Source organism: Streptomyces sp. NPDC045470 (assembly GCF_040646595.1).
Lineage (GTDB): Bacteria > Actinomycetota > Actinomycetes > Streptomycetales > Streptomycetaceae > Streptomyces.
In genome coordinates this window covers 64,355-80,651 of record NZ_JBEZAN010000026.1, presented here as the reverse complement: position 1 = coordinate 80,651, position 16,297 = coordinate 64,355, and the positions used below count along the sequence as shown (strand labels likewise).

General features: G+C 70.6%; 14 protein-coding genes, 1 rRNA gene and 1 riboswitch. Of the genes, 12 read left to right on the top strand and 3 right to left on the bottom strand.

The annotated features are described in order from the left end of the window. From rrf to AB0A97_RS37870, 11 genes are all read left to right on the top strand, one after another. Positions 1-94 (top strand): 5S ribosomal RNA (gene rrf / locus AB0A97_RS37920); the annotation flags it as partial. A 233-nt stretch (positions 95-327) separates the two neighbouring features. Next, the gene (locus AB0A97_RS37915; RefSeq protein WP_030019924.1) at positions 328-936 is read left to right on the top strand and encodes a CDP-alcohol phosphatidyltransferase family protein; all 609 of its coding nucleotides are present in this window, start codon (positions 328-330) and stop codon (positions 934-936) included. Positions 937-1,053: 117 nt separating this feature from the next. Next, positions 1,054-3,549, top strand: coding sequence for a mannose-1-phosphate guanyltransferase (locus AB0A97_RS37910; RefSeq protein WP_361159417.1), 2,496 nt, complete (start codon positions 1,054-1,056; stop codon positions 3,547-3,549). Positions 3,550-3,665: 116 nt separating this feature from the next. Next, complete coding sequence (locus AB0A97_RS37905) at positions 3,666-4,580, top strand: DUF881 domain-containing protein (RefSeq protein ID WP_361159415.1); 915 nt, start codon at positions 3,666-3,668, stop codon at positions 4,578-4,580. Continuing rightward, positions 4,577-4,909 carry a small basic family protein gene (locus AB0A97_RS37900; protein ID WP_003984969.1) on the top strand — a complete coding sequence of 111 codons (333 nt, stop codon included), beginning with the start codon at positions 4,577-4,579 and terminating at the stop codon, positions 4,907-4,909. Before AB0A97_RS37905 ends, AB0A97_RS37900 begins: the two co-directional genes overlap by 4 nt. Continuing rightward, complete coding sequence (locus AB0A97_RS37895; protein WP_361159411.1) at positions 4,909-5,865, top strand: DUF881 domain-containing protein; 957 nt, start codon at positions 4,909-4,911, stop codon at positions 5,863-5,865. Before AB0A97_RS37900 ends, AB0A97_RS37895 begins: the two co-directional genes overlap by 1 nt. 427 nt (positions 5,866-6,292) lie before the next feature. Continuing rightward, positions 6,293-6,826, top strand: coding sequence for an FHA domain-containing protein (locus tag AB0A97_RS37890; protein WP_031005213.1), 534 nt, complete (start codon positions 6,293-6,295; stop codon positions 6,824-6,826). Positions 6,827-6,843: 17 nt separating this feature from the next. Next, positions 6,844-7,590, top strand: a complete 747-nt coding sequence (locus AB0A97_RS37885; RefSeq protein ID WP_030019929.1) for a MerR family transcriptional regulator — start codon at positions 6,844-6,846, stop codon at positions 7,588-7,590. A gap of 53 nt (positions 7,591-7,643) precedes the next feature. Next, the gene (locus AB0A97_RS37880) at positions 7,644-8,117 is read left to right on the top strand and encodes a bifunctional nuclease family protein (RefSeq protein ID WP_003984965.1); all 474 of its coding nucleotides are present in this window, start codon (positions 7,644-7,646) and stop codon (positions 8,115-8,117) included. A 186-nt stretch (positions 8,118-8,303) separates the two neighbouring features. Continuing rightward, a complete protein-coding gene (locus AB0A97_RS37875) occupies positions 8,304-8,906 on the top strand; it encodes a MerR family transcriptional regulator (RefSeq protein ID WP_030019930.1) in 603 nt (200 codons plus the stop codon). A 352-nt stretch (positions 8,907-9,258) separates the two neighbouring features. Continuing rightward, positions 9,259-10,923, top strand: a complete 1,665-nt coding sequence (locus tag AB0A97_RS37870) for a DNA polymerase IV (protein ID WP_361159407.1) — start codon at positions 9,259-9,261, stop codon at positions 10,921-10,923. Here AB0A97_RS37870 and AB0A97_RS37865 read toward each other — a convergent pair. Further along, positions 10,827-11,216, bottom strand: coding sequence for a PRC-barrel domain-containing protein (locus AB0A97_RS37865; RefSeq protein WP_361159405.1), 390 nt, complete (start codon positions 11,214-11,216; stop codon positions 10,827-10,829). The two genes, AB0A97_RS37870 and AB0A97_RS37865, sit on opposite strands and share 97 nt — an antisense overlap. A 114-nt stretch (positions 11,217-11,330) precedes the next feature. Further along, a riboswitch (glycine riboswitch) is annotated at positions 11,331-11,428 on the top strand. 188 nt (positions 11,429-11,616) lie between these two features. Here AB0A97_RS37865 and gcvP point away from each other — a divergent pair. Next, positions 11,617-14,502, top strand: a complete 2,886-nt coding sequence (gene gcvP, locus AB0A97_RS37860) for an aminomethyl-transferring glycine dehydrogenase (RefSeq protein ID WP_361159403.1) — start codon at positions 11,617-11,619, stop codon at positions 14,500-14,502. Positions 14,503-14,662: 160 nt separating this feature from the next. Here gcvP and AB0A97_RS37855 read toward each other — a convergent pair whose 3' ends face one another. Both AB0A97_RS37855 and AB0A97_RS37850 read right to left on the bottom strand, forming a co-directional pair. After that, entirely contained in the window at positions 14,663-14,869 is a 207-nt protein-coding gene (locus tag AB0A97_RS37855) for a DUF5999 family protein (RefSeq protein WP_030019934.1), read from the bottom strand. A 364-nt stretch (positions 14,870-15,233) separates the two neighbouring features. Next, positions 15,234-15,821, bottom strand: coding sequence for a hypothetical protein (locus AB0A97_RS37850; RefSeq protein WP_361159400.1), 588 nt, complete (start codon positions 15,819-15,821; stop codon positions 15,234-15,236). Positions 15,822-16,297: the final 476 nt, after the last annotated feature.

The window sequence follows — 16,297 nt, the reverse complement described above, 5'->3', positions numbered from 1 at the left end:
AACGCCCGGTTACATTTCGAACCCGGAAGCTAAGCCTTTCAGCGCCGATGGTACTGCAGGGGGGACCCTGTGGGAGAGTAGGACGCCGCCGAACTCCTTTTGGAAGTGGGAAGCCCCGCACCGTATGGTGCGGGGCTTTCTGCGTTGTGCGTCCGGGCCCAGGCCGGCGCAGGCCCGAAGGTACCCGGCCGGCTGTGGCGCACCGCCCACCGGTTATGTGGGGTGTTGTCGTGCGGTATCCGGACAGGGGACCCGCGGTGTGCCGGGCCGGAGCGGCCAGGTAAGGTCAGGGGGCATCGTCGGTACGTTCCCACAGGAGGCCCCCGGGTGGAGGTCCAGGAGACGCGCGTCCAGACGGATCGTGTCCTCACCATCCCGAACATTCTGAGCATGGCTCGCCTCGTCGGCGTGCCGGTGTTCCTGTGGTTGATCCTGTGGAAGGAGTTCGGCGGCCCGGACACCAAGTACTGGGCGCTGCTGGTCCTGGCGCTGAGCGGCGTCAGTGACTACCTCGACGGCAAGCTGGCCCGCCGCTGGAACCAGATCAGCAGCCTGGGCCGGATCCTCGACCCGGCCGCCGACCGGCTGTACATCCTCTCCACCCTGGTGGGCCTGACCTGGCGCGGAATCCTTCCGCTGTGGGTCACCGCGGCCCTGCTGGCACGCGAACTGATGCTGCTGATCGCGGTCGCGGCCCTCGCCCGCCACAAGTACGGACCGCCCCAGGTGAACTTCCTGGGGAAGGCGGCTACATTCAACTTGATGTATGCCTTCCCGTTGCTGCTGCTCAGCGACGGAGAAGGCTGGCTCCACACGCTCGCTGAAATTTTCGGATGGGCGTTCGCCGGATGGGGTACAGCACTGTACTGGTGGGCAGGGATCCTCTATGTGGTCCAGGTCCGCCGTCTCATCAAGGCGGACACCAAGGCCGACTGAACTCGCCGTAGGTTTTCGCACCCGGCCCGACCGGGTGCCGAAGGCGGAGAACGGTAACTCTCCCGGACGGGCGAAGTCGGCAGGACCGTCGTCAGTTTCGAGGAGGACGCTTCCGACATGAAGGCCGTTGTGATGGCCGGTGGTGAAGGCACTCGCCTTCGCCCCATGACGTCGAGTATGCCCAAGCCGCTGCTGCCCGTGGCCAACAGGCCGATCATGGAGCATGTGCTGCGGCTGTTGAAGCGGCATGGGCTCAGCGAGACCGTAGTGACCGTGCAATTCCTGGCGTCGCTCGTCCGGAACTACTTCGGTGACGGCGAAGAGCTCGGTATGGAGCTCACCTACGCCAACGAGGAAAAACCGCTCGGGACGGCCGGCAGCGTGAAGAACGCAGAGGAGGCGCTCCGCGACGACGCTTTCCTCGTGATCTCCGGAGACGCGCTCACCGACTTCGATCTCACCGACCTGATCCGCTTCCACAAGGAGAAGGGCGCGCTCGTCACCGTCTGCCTCACGAGGGTCCCCAATCCTCTGGAATTCGGTATCACGATCGTCGACGAGGAAGGCAAGGTCGAACGGTTCCTGGAGAAGCCGACCTGGGGCCAGGTCTTCTCCGACACGGTGAACACGGGCATCTACGTCATGGAGCCCGAAGTATTCGACTATGTGGATCCCGACGTCCCGGTGGACTGGTCGGGCGATGTCTTCCCGCAGCTCATGAAGGAGGGCAAGCCGGTCTACGGCTATGTCGCCGAGGGCTACTGGGAGGACGTGGGCACCCACGAGAGCTATGTGAAGGCCCAGGCCGACGTCCTTGAGGGCAAGGTCGACGTGGACATCGACGGCTTCGAGATCTCGCCGGGCGTCTGGGTCGCCGAGGGCGCCGAGGTGCACCCGGACGCCGTACTGCGCGGCCCGCTGTACATCGGCGACTACGCCAAGGTCGAAGCCGGCGCGGAGCTGCGCGAGCACACCATCGTCGGGTCGAACGTCGTCGTCAAGAGCGGCGCCTTCCTGCACAAGGCCGTGGTGCACGACAACGTGTACATCGGCCAGCAGAGCAACCTGCGCGGCTGTGTGATCGGCAAGAACACCGACATCATGCGGGCGGCCCGCATCGAGGACGGAGCCGTCATCGGCGACGAGTGCCTCGTCGGTGAGGAATCGATTGTTCAGGGCAATGTCCGGGTCTATCCGTTCAAGACCATCGAGGCCGGCGCCTTCGTCAACACCTCGGTGATCTGGGAGTCCCGCGGCCAGGCGCACCTGTTCGGCGCCCGCGGCGTCTCCGGCATCCTGAACGTCGAGATCACCCCCGAGGTGGCGGTACGGCTCGCCGGCGCGTACGCCACGACCCTGAAGAAGGGGTCCACGGTCACCATCGCCCGGGACCACTCCCGTGGCGCGCGTGCGCTGAAGCGCGCGATGATCTCCGCGCTCCAGGCCAGCGCCATCGACGTACGGGACGTGGAGAACGTGCCGCTGCCGGTGGCCCGGCAGCAGACGGCCCGGGGCAGCGCCGGCGGCATCATGGTCCGTACGACACCGGGCGTGCCGGACTCCGTCGACATCATGTTCCTCGACGAGCGCGGCGCCGACCTCTCGCTGGCGGGCCAGCGCAAGCTGGACCGGGTCTACGCGCGCCAGGAGTACCGCAGGGCCTTCCCCGGCGAGATCGGCGACCTGCACTTCCCGTCCAGCGTCTACGACTCGTACACCGGGTCGCTGCTCAGGTCGCTGGACACCGAAGGCATCGGCGAGGCGGGCCTGAAGGTGGTCGTCGACGCCTCCAACGGCAGCGCCGGCCTGGTGCTGCCCAGCCTCCTGGGGCGGCTCGGCGTCGACTCGCTGACCATCAACCCCGGCCTGGACGAGTCCCGGCCGACGGAGACCGCCGACGCCCGGCGCGCCGGGCTGGTCCGGCTCGGGGAGATCGTGGCCTCCGCGCGGGCGGCCTTCGGCGTGCGGTTCGACCCCGTCGGTGAGCGGCTGTCGCTGGTGGACGAGCGCGGCCGGATCATCGAGGACGACCGGGCGCTGCTGGTCATGCTCGACCTGGTGGCCGCCGAGCGGCGCAGCGGCCGGGTGGCCCTGCCGGTGACCACCACCCGTATCGCCGAGCAGGTGGCCGCGTACCACGGCACGCAGGTGGAGTGGACGACCACCTCGCCCGACGACCTGACCCGGGTGGGCCGCGCGGACGACACCATCTTCGGCGGTGACGGCCGCGGCGGCTTCATCGTTCCGGAGTTCAGCAGCGTCTTCGACGGCGCGGCGGCGTTCGTACGGCTGATCGGGCTGGTCGCCCGTACACAGCTCACGCTCAGCCAGATCGACGCGCGGATTCCGCGGGCGCATGTGCTCAAGCGGGACCTGGCGACGCCGTGGGCGGTCAAGGGCCTGGTCATGCGCCATGTGGTGGAGGCGGCCGGCGACCGGTCGGTGGACACGACCGACGGCGTTCGGGTGGTGGAGGCCGACGGGCGCTGGGTGCTGGTGCTGCCGGACCCGGCGGAGGCCGTCACCCATCTGTGGGCGGAAGGCCCTGACGACGCCTCGGCCCAGCAGCTGCTGGACGAGTGGTCGGCGGTGGTGGACAGCGCGGGCCGCTGATCCCCGGCGGGTGCGCGGACGTCCGTACCGCTCCGTGGCCCCACCGGCGTGCCGCGATTCGGCACGCCGGTGGGGCCATTGGGTGACTGCGGCGCCGACGTGCGACGATGTGCGGCATGTCGCAGCAGCGCCCCGATCGGAGCACCCCCCACCAGGCATCGCGCCCCGACGCCTCGATGTCGCTGCTGACCAACGTCATGGACCACGCCCTGGACGACGGGTACGCGGAAGCGGCGGAGCGCAAGGCGGCGGCGGGGGTGCGGGGCCTGCCCCGCACCTTGCGGGCCAAGTTGGGGCTGGCGGCGGGCCTGGTGCTGGCCGCGGTGGTGGTGACGGTCGGCGCCGCCCAGGCGCGGATATCGGCTCCCACCCTGGCGAAGGAACGCGAAGAGCTGATCAACCGTATCGAGCACGGCACGGCCGACGCCGACGCGGTGCAGAAGCGGGTCGACGCGCTCCGCGACGACGTGGGGGCGATGCAGCGCGAGGCGCTGAAGAAGCACGGCGGTGACCGCGCCGAGCTGCTGGCGCTGCTGGCCGGCTCGACGCAGGTGACCGGTCCCGGGGTGAAACTCGTCGTCGACGACGCCAAGTCGGCCAAGTCGAGCGGCGGGGGGCCGCGGGAGAGCACCGGCTTCTCGGACACCGGGCGGCTGCGCGACCGCGATCTGCAGCGGGTCGTCAACGGCCTCTGGGCGTCGGGGGCCGAGGCGGTCGCCGTCAACGAGCAGCGGCTCACGTCCCTCTCGGCGATCCGGGCCGCGGGAGACGCCATACTGGTCGACAACAAACCGTTGGTGCCGCCGTACACGGTGCTGGCGGTGGGGGACGGGCACAAGCTCGCGACCGCGTTCCAGGACAGTGCGGACGGCCAGTACTTGGACGTGCTGCGCAAGAACTACGGGATTCGTACGAAGATTTCCGCCGAGAACGAGGTCAGGCTGCCGCCCGCACCCAGTTTGATCGTACGTACAGCACAGCCGAAGGCCGGTGCCACGGGTGGCGCCGACACAGGGAAGGGCACATCGTGATCGCCGTACTGGGCCTCATCGTGGGAGTCGTGGTCGGGCTTGTGGTCCGACCCGTGGTGCCGACGGTGGTCGAGCCCTATCTGCCGATCGCTGTCGTCGCGGCGCTGGACGCCGTCTTCGGCGGTCTGCGCGCGATGCTGGACGGCATCTTCGACGACAAGGTCTTCGTCGTCTCGTTCCTGTCCAACGTGGTGGTCGCCGCGCTCATCGTCTTCCTCGGCGACAAGCTCGGCGTCGGCGCCCAGCTGTCCACCGGTGTGGTCGTCGTACTGGGCATCCGCATCTTCTCCAACGCCGCGGCCATCCGCCGGCACGTCTTCAGGGCCTGATGCCGATGGCTACGGACGACACCCCCGAGCGGGACGGCACGCCGCCGGAGCCGGGCGGGGAGCCGCGGAAGGAGCCGCCAGCGGGCTCCGGTGGAGCGGACCGGCCGGCCGACCGGCGGCCGATGCCTCCGGAGAGCCCGTCCCGGAACCGGCAGGACGGCGCTGGGAGCGCTGCTGACGAGGCGCCGGCGACTGGTACGGACCAGACGGCCGGGGCCGGTGCGGCGGGGCCGGAGGTGACCGGACGGCAGCGTCTGGCGGCCGGTCTGTGGCCGCCGCGGCTGACCCGCGCCCAACTGATCGTGGCCCTGCTGCTGTTCATTCTCGGTCTCGGCCTGGCAATTCAGGTACGTTCCACGAGTGACAACAGCGCACTACGGGGCGCGCGGCAGGAGGACCTGGTGCGCATCCTGGATGAATTGGACAACCGTTCGCAACGCCTGACGGATGAACAGCGCAGGCTGGAGGGCCAGAAGACCGAGCTGGAGAACAGCTCGGACCAGGCCGAGGAGGCCCGGAAGCAGACCGTGGAGAAGGAGCAGCAGCTCGGCGTGCTGGCGGGGACGGTGGCGGCCCAGGGGCCGGGCATCAGCCTCACCATCAACGATCCGACGCACTCCGTCGAGGCGGACAAACTCCTGGACACCGTCCAGGAGTTGCGGGCGGCCGGCGCCGAGGCCATTCAGATCAACGACGTACGGCTCGTGGCCGATTCGTACCTGTCGGACGTCCGCGGCGGCGTGGAGGTCGACGGCAAGCGCGTCACCCAGCCGTACCGTTTCAAGGTGATCGGCAAGCCCGAGGACCTCGAACCGGCGCTGAACATCCCTGGCGGTGTGGTGCAGACTTTGGAGAAGGAGCAGGCCACTGTGTCGGTGAGCCGTGACGAGAAGATCATCGTGGACGCCTTGCGGGAGGCGAAGCGGCCTGACTACGCTCGGTCGTCATCGCGGTGAGCCGGCGACGAATGCGGACGCTTCGGGTCGCGCATGAGGTAGCGGGGGGTCGGCGCACCGTACGGGTGGTGCGTGGTGGAAACTGTGTGAAGGCCACGGACGTTAACAAGATGTCCGGATCGGCCGGTGTGTGCATCGAGGGTTCGTCCTGCCCCACGGGCGGGTCTGTTTCGTTCAAGGGGAATCGCCCGTGAAGTTGTTTGCAAAGCTGTTCGGCAAGAGCGCACGCCAGGAGGGCGGCAGCGGCTCGGCCAAGCACCGTGCCCCGCGCCAGCCCGAGGAGGGCGGCGCCGGCGGAGAGCGTCCGCTCTTCCGTGACCAGGTCGGTGGCCCCGGAGCGCCGGGTGCTCATTCTGTTGACCCCTCCGTGCCCGGCCGCATAGGTTCCCAGGGACCGTCGGCCGCGAACACGGGTGGAGGGGTTGCCTTGCCGGTCTGTACGAGGTGCGGTCACCGCAACGCCGAGGCGAGCCGGTTCTGCTCCAACTGCGGAGCGCCGCTGCGTCCCGGGGCGCAGGCCGAGCGTGCCTCCGAGACGACCTCCACCATCTCCATCTCGGGGCTGGAGGCGTACGACGCGGAGACGACGGGGCAGACGGCGGTGCCGTCGCTGTCCCCGGAGGCGCAGGCGGCTGTCGAGGCGCTGCCCATGGGCTCGGCCCTGCTGGTCGTGCGCCGCGGCCCGAACTCGGGCAGCCGCTTCCTGCTGGACGGCGATCTGACGACGGCCGGGCGGCACCCGCAGAGCGACATCTTCCTGGACGACGTGACGGTCTCGCGCCGCCATGTGGAGTTCCGCCGCGGCCAGGACGGTTTCACCGTCGCCGACGTCGGCAGCCTCAACGGCACGTACGTCAACCGTGAGCGGATCGACTCGGTGCCGCTCGCCAACGGCGACGAGGTCCAGATCGGCAAGTTCCGGCTGGTCTTCTACGCGAGCCAGCGGGGCGTCGGCTTCTGACCGGCCAGGGAAGGCATATGCACCGCACTGCGCCGGGTGGTGCCGGGTCCGCCGGCACCACCTCGGACGGCAAGCTGATGAGCATCGGTACGGTGCTCAACGCGCTGCGCGACGAGTTCCCCGAGGTCACGATTTCCAAGATCCGTTTCTTGGAGGCCGAGGGGCTCGTCGAGCCGCGGCGCACCCCGTCCGGATACCGCAAGTTCAGCGCGGACGACGTCGCCCGGCTGGCGGCCGTCCTGCGGATGCAGCGTGACCACTATCTTCCGCTGAAAGTGATCCGCGAGCACCTGGACGCCCTCGCGCGGGGCGAACAGGTGCCGCTGCCGGCTCCCGCCGCGCCCGCGGGGGAGCTGTTCGAGGGGCTCGGCGAGTCGGCCGGTGACCTGCCCACGGCCGCCCGCATCGGCCGGGCGGAGCTGCTGGCCACCGCGGAGGTCGAGGAGGCCGAGCTCGCCGACTGGGAGGCGTACGGACTCATCGTCCCGGACGCCGACGGCGGGTACGACATCGAGGCCGTGACGGTCGCCAGGCTCGTCGCCGAACTGGGGCGATTCGGTCTGGAACCCCGCCATCTGCGGGCGGTCAAGGCGGCCGCCGAACGGGAGGCCAACCTCGTCGAGCAGGTCGTCGCGCCGCTGCGCCGGCACCGCAATCCGCAGACCAGGCAGCACGCCGAGGCCACCGCCAGAGAGCTGGCCACGCTGTCCGTACGGCTGCACGCGGCCCTGGTCCAGTCCGCCCTGCGGGTCCGGCCGACGTGAGCAATGGGTGGCCCGACTACCCAAACCGCCCGGGCACGTCCTAGGGTTGCTGTGTGAACGAGCTCGATGTCGTGGGTGTCCGGGTGGAAATGCCTTCCAACCAACCGATCGTGCTCCTACGGGAGGTAGGAGGCGACCGTTACCTGCCCATTTGGATCGGGCCGGGGGAGGCCACCGCCATCGCCTTCGCCCAGCAGGGGATGGCCCCTGCCAGGCCGCTGACGCACGACCTCTTCAAGGACGTGCTGGAAGCGGTGGGCCAGGAACTGACCCAGGTCCGCATCACGGACCTGCGCGAGGGGGTCTTCTATGCCGAACTGGTCTTCGCCAGTGGTGTCGAGGTCAGCGCCCGTCCGTCCGACGCCATAGCGCTGGCGCTGCGCACCGGTACGCCGATCTACGGGACCGACGGGGTCCTCGACGACGCGGGCATCGCCATCCCGGACGAGCAGGAGGACGAGGTGGAGAAGTTCCGCGAGTTCCTCGACCAGATCTCGCCCGAGGACTTCGGCACCAACAGTCAGTGAGCCGGGTGCGCGGAGGGCCGCCTTCCGCGCATTCGAGTAGCCTTTCCCCGTCCTGAGGCACGAGAAACCACTCGCAGGGTGATTATCACTCGGCGTGGCGAGCGCGGCGATCGTTGACGCACCCCGAGTGACTGCATACCGTCGATATGGCAGGTCCCGTCCGGGACGTGGAGGACGGAGGTCGGCGTGGCAATCACCGGCGACGGTACGGCGGCGGAAGGGGCGTTGCCGCTCCACCCCGGGGCTGTTGACCGCACCCCGGCACAGGCTGCCGAGGTACCGGCGGACCGCGGGGCGGAAACCATCGGCTACCGCGGCCCTACGGCGTGCGCGGCCGCGGGGATCACCTACCGCCAGCTCGACTACTGGGCCCGTACGGGGCTCGTCGAGCCGAGCGTACGGCCCGCCTACGGGTCGGGCACCCAGCGGCTCTACAACTTCCGGGACGTCGTCGTCCTGAAGATCGTCAAGCGGCTGCTGGACACCGGGGTGTCCCTGCAGAACATCCGCACCGCCGTCCGGCACCTGCGCTCCCGCGGGCTGTCCGACTTGGCGAGGATGACCCTGATGAGCGACGGCGCGACGGTCTACGAATGCACCTCGCCCGACGAGGTCGTCGACCTGCTCCAGGGCGGGCAGGGCGTCTTCGGCATCGCGGTGGGCGTGGTGTGGCGCGATGTGGAGGGCGCGTTGTCGCAGCTGCACGGCGAGCGGGTGGACACCGGCGAGACGCTGGTCCGGCACAACCCGCACGACGAACTGGCGCGGCGGCGCAATCGGGCGGGCTGAGCCGAAGGGGACCGGCCGCACAGTACGTGGCGGCCGGTCCGTCCATGGCTGGCCCTTGACGGTCGTACGCCCCGTGGTGGCCTGGCTGGCCGTGGAGATTGGACGGCCCGTGGGGGCCGGGACCGTATGACGTGGCGCGGCGCGGTGCCTGGTGTATCGGCTCCGGGCGCCGGATCGCCGCGTACGTCCGTCACGGCCGTCTGTCGCGTCTCTGCCGCACCAGGAGCACCTCCGACGCACTCGAACCCCAGAAGGCTTCTCCAGTGCCTCCAGTGCGCCCCCGAGCCCTTCCCGTGTCGCCCGGCGAGGCCGGTCGGCGCGATTGTCAGTGGTGTGGGGGAGCATCAGTCGTGTGAGACGTGCGCCGACGATCCTGCATCTCGACATGGATGCGTTCTTCGCGGCCGCCGAGCAGGCGGCCAAGCCGAGCCTGCGCGGAAAGCCCGTGGTGGTCGGCGGGATCGGCCCGCGCGGCGTGGTTTCCACGGCCTCGTACGAGGCCCGGGTTTTCGGGGTGCGCTCCGCCATGCCCACCGCGCAGGCCCGCCGCCGCTGTCCGAACGCGGCGTACCTGACGCCGCGCTTCACCCTGTACCGCCAGGTCAGCGACGTGGTGATGGAGCTGCTGCACGAGCTGTCGCCGCTGGTGGAGCCGCTCAGCCTGGACGAGGCGTTCGTGGACCTGGAAGCGGGCGGCGTCGCGGCGGACACCGCGGCGGTGCGGGCGGTGGGGGAGCGGCTGCGGCGGGACATCCGGCGCCGGACGGGGCTGACCGGGTCGGTGGGGCTGGCCGGGGCCAAGATGCTGGCCAAGATCGCCTCGGAGCAGGCCAAGCCGGACGGCCTCGTGGTCATCGAGCCCGGCACGGAGCGGGAGCTGCTCGGCCCGATGACGGTGCGTACGCTGCCCGGCGTCGGCCCGGCCACGGCGGAGACGCTGCGCCGGGCGGGCATCCACACGGTCGCCGAGACGGCGGAGGCGGGCGAGGCGGAGCTCGTACGGCTGCTGGGCAGGGCGCACGGCGCCGGGCTGTACGCGATGGCGCTGGGCCGCGACGAGCGGCCCGTGGTGGCCGAGCGGGACGCGAAGTCGATATCGGTCGAGGACACCTTCGAGGTGGACCTGACGGACCGGACGCGGGTGCGCGCCGAGGTGACGCGGCTGGCTGACCGGTGTGTGCAGCGGCTGCGGGCGGCCGGGCGGTCCGGCCGGACCGTCGTGATCAAGGTGCGTAACTACGACTTCTCGACGCTGACCAGGTCGGAGACGCTGCGCGGGCCCACGGACGACCAGGGCGTGGTGCGGGAGGCCGCGGCCCGGCTGCTGGACCTGGTGGACACGACGGGCGGCGTACGGCTGCTGGGCGTGGGGGTGACCGGCCTCGCGGACTTCACGCAGGAGGACCTGTTCGCCCAGGTGGCGACGGAGAAGGCGGCCGAGGAGGAGGCCGAGCGGGCGCGCCGGGCGGCCGACGAGGCCGCGCGGATGGCCGTCGACGAGCCCGAGCGGCCCCGGCGCTGGCTCCCGGGGCTCGACGTGATCCATGACGAGCACGGGGCGGGCTGGGTGCAGGGCAGCGGCGTGGGCCGGGTGACCGTACGGTTCGAACAGCCGTGGTCCGGGCCCGGGCGGGTGCGCACGTTTCCGGTCGAGGACTCCGCGCTGCGGCCCGGGGAGCCGCTGCCGCTGGTGGGCGGTCCGCCGGACGGGTGGCGCGACGGCCTGCCCGGCGGGGCGGGCGGCCCCGGCGGCCGTGGCGAGGGCGAGGCCGGGAACGCGAACGGGCCCGGCGGATCGGGCGAGGCCGGCGGGTCCGGCGAGGGCGGCGGGTCCGGCGAGGGCGTGACGGAGGAGCCCGGCGGGCCCGGCGACGGCATGACGGAGGAGCCCGGCGCCCACGGAACTCCTCCGCCCGGTGCTCAGTCCTCGGCGCCGGCCACCCGCCCGAACTCCGTGTCGGCCGGCGCGGCGTCCGACCCGGGCTTGGGATCGGGGGCCGGAATGTCCAGACGGTAGTGGTGGTAGAGCTGTAGTTCCTGTTCCGGCGAGAGGTGGCGGCCCACTCCGAAGTCCGGCGCGTCCCTGATCAGCTTGCGGTCGTAGGGGACGTGCAGCGCCTCGTCGACCAGATCGCTGGGCTCCAGGGGCACGAACGCGTCCCGGCTGAAGATCCCGGTGCGTACGGCCGCCCATTCCGGTTCACCGGTCGCGTCGTCCAGGTACACCTCGTCGACGGTGCCGATCTTGGTTCCGTTCTTGTCGAACGCCTTGCGGCCGATCAAGCTGCGGGGATCGATATCGGTCTGCACGGTCCCTCCAAGTGGTCGCAACTGCCTTGTGACAACTACCAAACGGCACAATTCATGCCCCGGCCACTCGAAGGAACGTCCGTTCGCCGCGCTGGTAGGCTGGCGAGCGGCTGTCGACCCCATGCGGGAGAGTCCTTCGTCGATCTTGGCGTAGGCGCCGAAGGAGCAACTCCTCCCCGGAATCTCTCAGGCTCACGTACCGCATGGACGAGGTCACTCTGGAAAGCAGGGCGGGCCACGGGCGGGCACAGCGCCGGAACCCTTCCTCACCGACGGTGAAAGCCGGTTCCGCGTGCGGGACCGGTGAAGCTCTCAGGTTGAGATGACAGAGGGGGAGGCCGTCCGGGCACCAGCGCCGTGGTGCCCCGCGCAGGTCGAAACGACCAGGAGGCCCCCGCAGATGACCACCACCCGCAGCTCCCTGACCGAGCTGGAACGAGGCACCCCGTTCGAGCAGCGGCACATCGGCCCCGGCCCGGAGGCCCAGGCCAAGATGCTGGCGCAGGTCGGGTTCGGATCGCTGGACGAACTGACCGCGGCCGCCGTACCGGACGTGATCAAGAGCGCGGAGGCGCTGGGCCTGCCCCAGGGCCGCACGGAGGCCGAGGTCCTCGCCGAGCTGCGGGCGCTCGCGGACCGCAACCAGGTGCTCGCCCCGATGATCGGCCTCGGTTACCACGGCACGTTCACCCCGCCGGTGATCCTGCGCAACGTGATGGAGAATCCCGCCTGGTACACGGCCTACACCCCGTACCAGCCGGAGATCTCCCAGGGCCGGCTCGAAGCGCTGCTCAATTTCCAGACCATGGTCGCCGACCTGACCGGACTGCCGACCTCCGGCGCCTCGCTGCTGGACGAGGGCACGGCCGCGGCCGAGGCGATGGCCCTCTCGCGTCGTGTGGGCAAGGTCAAGCAGGGCGTCTTCCTGGTCGACGCCGACTGCCTGCCGCAGACCGTCGCCGTGATCGAGACCCGCGCCGAGCCGACCGGCGTCGAGGTCGTGGTGGCCGACCTGTCCGAGGGCATCCCGGCGGAGGCCGCCGAGCGTGGCGTCTTCGGCGTGCTGCTCCAGTACCCGGGCGCCTCCGGTGCCGTACGGGATCCGCGTGCCGTCATCGAGCAGGCGCACGAGCTGGGCGCGATCGTGACCGTCGCCGCCGACCTGCTGGCGCTGACGCTGCTGACCTCGCCGGGCGAGCTGGGCGCCGACATCGCCGTCGGCACCACGCAGCGTTTCGGCGTCCCGATGGGCTTCGGCGGGCCGCACGCCGGATTCATGGCCGTACGGGAGAAGTTCGCCCGCAGCCTGCCGGGCCGGCTGGTGGGCGTCTCGGTGGACGCCGACGGCAACAAGGCGTACCGGCTCGCCCTCCAGACGCGTGAGCAGCACATCCGCCGGGAGAAGGCCACCAGCAACATCTGCACCGCGCAGGTGCTGCTCGCGGTGATGGCGGGCATGTACGCCGTCTACCACGGCCCGGACGGCCTCGCGGCCATCGCGCGCCGTACCCACCGCTACGCGTCCATACTCGCGGAGGGCCTGCGGGCGGGCGGGGTGGAGGTCGTGCACGGCGGCTACTTCGACACGCTGACCGTACGGGTGCCGGGCCGGGCCGCCGCGGCCGTCGCGGCGGCCCGCGAAGCCGGCGTCAACCTGCGGCTGGTCGACGCAGACCTGGTGGGCGTCGCCTGTGACGAGACCACCGGACGCGCGCAGGTGCACGCGGTGTGGAGCGCCTTCGGCGTCCAGGCCGACATCGAGCAGCTCGACGCGACCGTGGCCGACGCGCTGCCGCAGGGGCTGCTGCGCGGCGACGCGTACCTGACGCACCCGGTCTTCCACCAGCACCGTTCCGAGACCGCGATGCTGCGCTACCTGCGCCGCCTGGCGGACAAGGACTACGCGCTGGACCGCGGCATGATCCCGCTCGGCTCGTGCACCATGAAGCTGAACGCGACGACCGAGATGGAGCCGGTCACCTGGCCCGAGTTCGGGCAGCTGCACCCCTTCGCGCCGGTCGAGCAGGCGCAGGGCTACCTCACGCTCATCGCGGAGCTGGAGGAGCGGCTGGCCACGGTCACCGGGTACGACAAGGTCTCCATCCAGCCGAACGCCGGTTCGCAGGGTGAACTGGCCGGCCTGCTGGCCGTACGGGCGTACCACCGCGCCAACGGTGACGAGCAGCGCACCGTCTGCCTGATCCCGTCCTCGGCGCACGGCACCAACGCCGCCAGCGCCGTGATGGCCGGCATGAAGGTCGTCGTCGTCAAGACCGGCGAGGACGGCGAGGTGGACACCGACGACCTGCACGCCAAGATCGAGCAGTACCGGGACCAGCTCGCGGTGCTGATGGTGACCTACCCGTCCACGCACGGCGTGTTCGAGGAGCACATCACGCAGATCTGCGCGGCCGTGCACGACGCGGGCGGTCAGGTGTACGTGGACGGCGCCAACCTCAACGCGCTGGTCGGCCTCGCCGAGCCCGGGAAGTTCGGCGGCGACGTCTCGCATCTGAACCTGCACAAGACCTTCTGCATCCCGCACGGCGGCGGTGGCCCCGGCGTCGGCCCGGTCGGCGTGCGCGCCCACCTGGCGCCGTACCTGCCCAACCACCCGCTGCAGCCCACCGCGGGCCCGGAGACGGGTGTGGGTCCCATCTCCGCGGCGCCGTGGGGTTCCGCGGGCATCCTGCCCATTTCCTGGGCGTACGTCCGTCTGATGGGCGGCGCGGGCCTCACGCGCGCCACCCAGGTCGCGGTGCTCGGCGCCAACTACATCGCCAAGCGCCTGGAGCCGCACTACCCCGTGCTCTACACCGGCCCCGGCGGCCTGGTCGCGCACGAGTGCATCATCGACGTACGGCCGCTGACCAAGGCGACCGGGGTGAGCATCGACGACGTCGCCAAGCGGCTGATCGACTACGGCTTCCACGCGCCGACGATGTCCTTCCCGGTGGCCGGCACGCTGATGATCGAGCCGACCGAGAGCGAGGACCTGCACGAGCTGGACCGCTTCTGCGAAGCGATGATCGCGATCCGCGCGGAGATCGACAAGGTCGGCTCGGGGGAGTGGGACAAGGACGACAACCCGCTGCGCAACGCCCCGCACACCGCGGCCGCGCTCGGCGGCGAGTGGCCGCATCCGTACACCCGTGAGGAGGCGGTCTTCCCGGCCGGCGTCGAGGCGGCGGAGAAGTACTGGCCGCCGGTGCGCCGCATCGACGGTGCGTTCGGTGACCGCAATCTTGTGTGCTCCTGCCCGCCCATGGAGGAGTACGACGGCTGATCCGCCGTCGGCGCGCACCGTTCGTGAGCGCGCGGCATGCGAAGGGCCCTCGGCGTCGACGCCGGGGGCCCTGTTGTCCGTTGTGCTCTCTTGTCAGCCGGCAGTCGGTCCGTGCTGTGCCGTGCTGTGCGGTTTCGCGTGGTTCCGTGCGCTGAGGTGATCAGGCGGCGGTGGCCACGTGCGGCGTGCCCAGAACCCGGTGCGGCGCGATGACCTGGCCGTCCGGCAGCAGTTCACCGGTGTCCTCGAACAGGAGGACACCGTTGCACAGCAGGCTCCAGCCCTGCTCCGGGTGGTGCGCCACGAGATGGGCGGCCTCCCGGTCGGCGGAGTCTGCGGTCGGGCACGGCGGTTGGTGCTGGCACATGGATGATGTCTTTCGCTGCGATGTGGTCTGTTTCGTCCTGCGGCTCGACGAGATGCTCATGGCCGCTCCCCCGTTTCAGTAGGTCGATACCAGTGTTGCCCCACGGGCCGGATTCCGCAGGGATTTGGCTGCAGCGGCACTCACTAGATAATGACGCATCACCCGTGCGGTCGGTTCATTTCAAGTGCGTCCCCGTCACGGGGCGTTGGGAGCTGGGCGGCAGCGTACTCCGCGCGGGTGAGCGCAGCGGAGCGCCCCGCGTCCGTGAAGGGCGCGGGGCGCGTTCCTGTGAGGCGGTGTGCTCCGGTGCGCGGTTGTGTCGTACGACCTCGGCCGGTCGCCGTGGCGGACCCCCTGCCGGGTCTCAGGCCGGCGACCCCAGCAGGGGCACCGGTGCGAGGCGCAGGGTCAGCCGGGGCAGCAGGTCCGCCACCCGGTGCGGCCGGTGGGCGGCGATGCCCGGCGGGGCCGGCGCCAAGGGGACGAGGACGTCGCCCGGGGCGGGCACCCCCTCGGAGCCGTCCGCCGAGACGTCGTGATGCAGCCACAAAGTGAGCATGTACAGCTCCGGCACGGACAGCAGCCGCGGCTGGTACGGGGTCGGTACGGACTCCGCCTGACGCAGTGCCCGTTCGGTCGACGTGACGTAGGGGCCCTCACAGAAATGCGAGAAGGTCCAGCCGTCGGCCGTGAGCATGGCTTCCGCGGTCGCCACCGACCGTTCGCCGCTGCGGATCAGGAAACGCCAGCCGGTGAGCCGGGTACGGGGCGGCCCGGCAGGGTGGCTGACATCGTCCAACACGTATACGGGAAGGGGGAGTTCAGGGCTCAGCGGGCCCTGGTGGGCACGAAGGGCGGGGGTACGGGCCTCGCGCACGGCGGTGGGGGAACCGAGGGCGGCGAGGACGCTGCGGAGGGCAGGCGCGGGGGCAGGGGGGACATGCAGCGGCATGGTGGGTCGCCTCTCACTTGGGAGACACGGTGGTGCTGGGCATGGTGCGGACGGCGTCGTCAGCGTGCGGGGTCAGAGCGCCAGTACTTGGCCGACCGGGGATGTCGGCCCGGCGGGGTCAGCCGCTTTGCCGCAGCCCCGGTGGAACACCGCAACGCTGGGCGCCAACTCTCTGCCTCGTCAGCGAAGTTTATACGACGTGTGTTCACCAAGTGTTTCGGCTAGCCGTTCCGCGGATTGCCGACAAGGCGGAATCCAGACCCCTCCGAACGGCCTTTTCGGTGCCTTTGTGCGGTGCCCGGCGCCGCGGCCTGCTATTCCGTCGTGAACACGGTAGGCCGGATCCGGACGGTCATTCAACGGATGCCGACGGCATTTACCGCGACACCCTGAGACGGTCTCCGGACCCGACGGTATGCCCTCGGAATGTGCCAGCCCGTCCGTCTCCCGGAGCCTACCGGTTCCGGCGCACGTCC

What these genes read in the sequence shown, in the direction of transcription:
- AB0A97_RS37910 (WP_361159417.1), top strand. Translation starts at nt 1,054, where the DNA reads ATGAAGGCCGTTGTGATGGCCGGTGGTGAAGGCACTCGCCTTCGCCCC.
- AB0A97_RS37905 (WP_361159415.1), top strand. Translation starts at nt 3,666, where the DNA reads ATGTCGCAGCAGCGCCCCGATCGGAGCACCCCCCACCAGGCATCGCGC.
- AB0A97_RS37895 (WP_361159411.1), top strand. Translation starts at nt 4,909, where the DNA reads ATGCCGATGGCTACGGACGACACCCCCGAGCGGGACGGCACGCCGCCG.
- AB0A97_RS37885 (WP_030019929.1), top strand. Translation starts at nt 6,844, where the DNA reads ATGCACCGCACTGCGCCGGGTGGTGCCGGGTCCGCCGGCACCACCTCG.
- gcvP (WP_361159403.1), top strand. Translation starts at nt 11,617, where the DNA reads ATGACCACCACCCGCAGCTCCCTGACCGAGCTGGAACGAGGCACCCCG.
- AB0A97_RS37855 (WP_030019934.1), bottom strand. Translation starts at nt 14,869, where the DNA reads ATGTGCCAGCACCAACCGCCGTGCCCGACCGCAGACTCCGCCGACCGG.
- AB0A97_RS37850 (WP_361159400.1), bottom strand. Translation starts at nt 15,821, where the DNA reads ATGCCGCTGCATGTCCCCCCTGCCCCCGCGCCTGCCCTCCGCAGCGTC.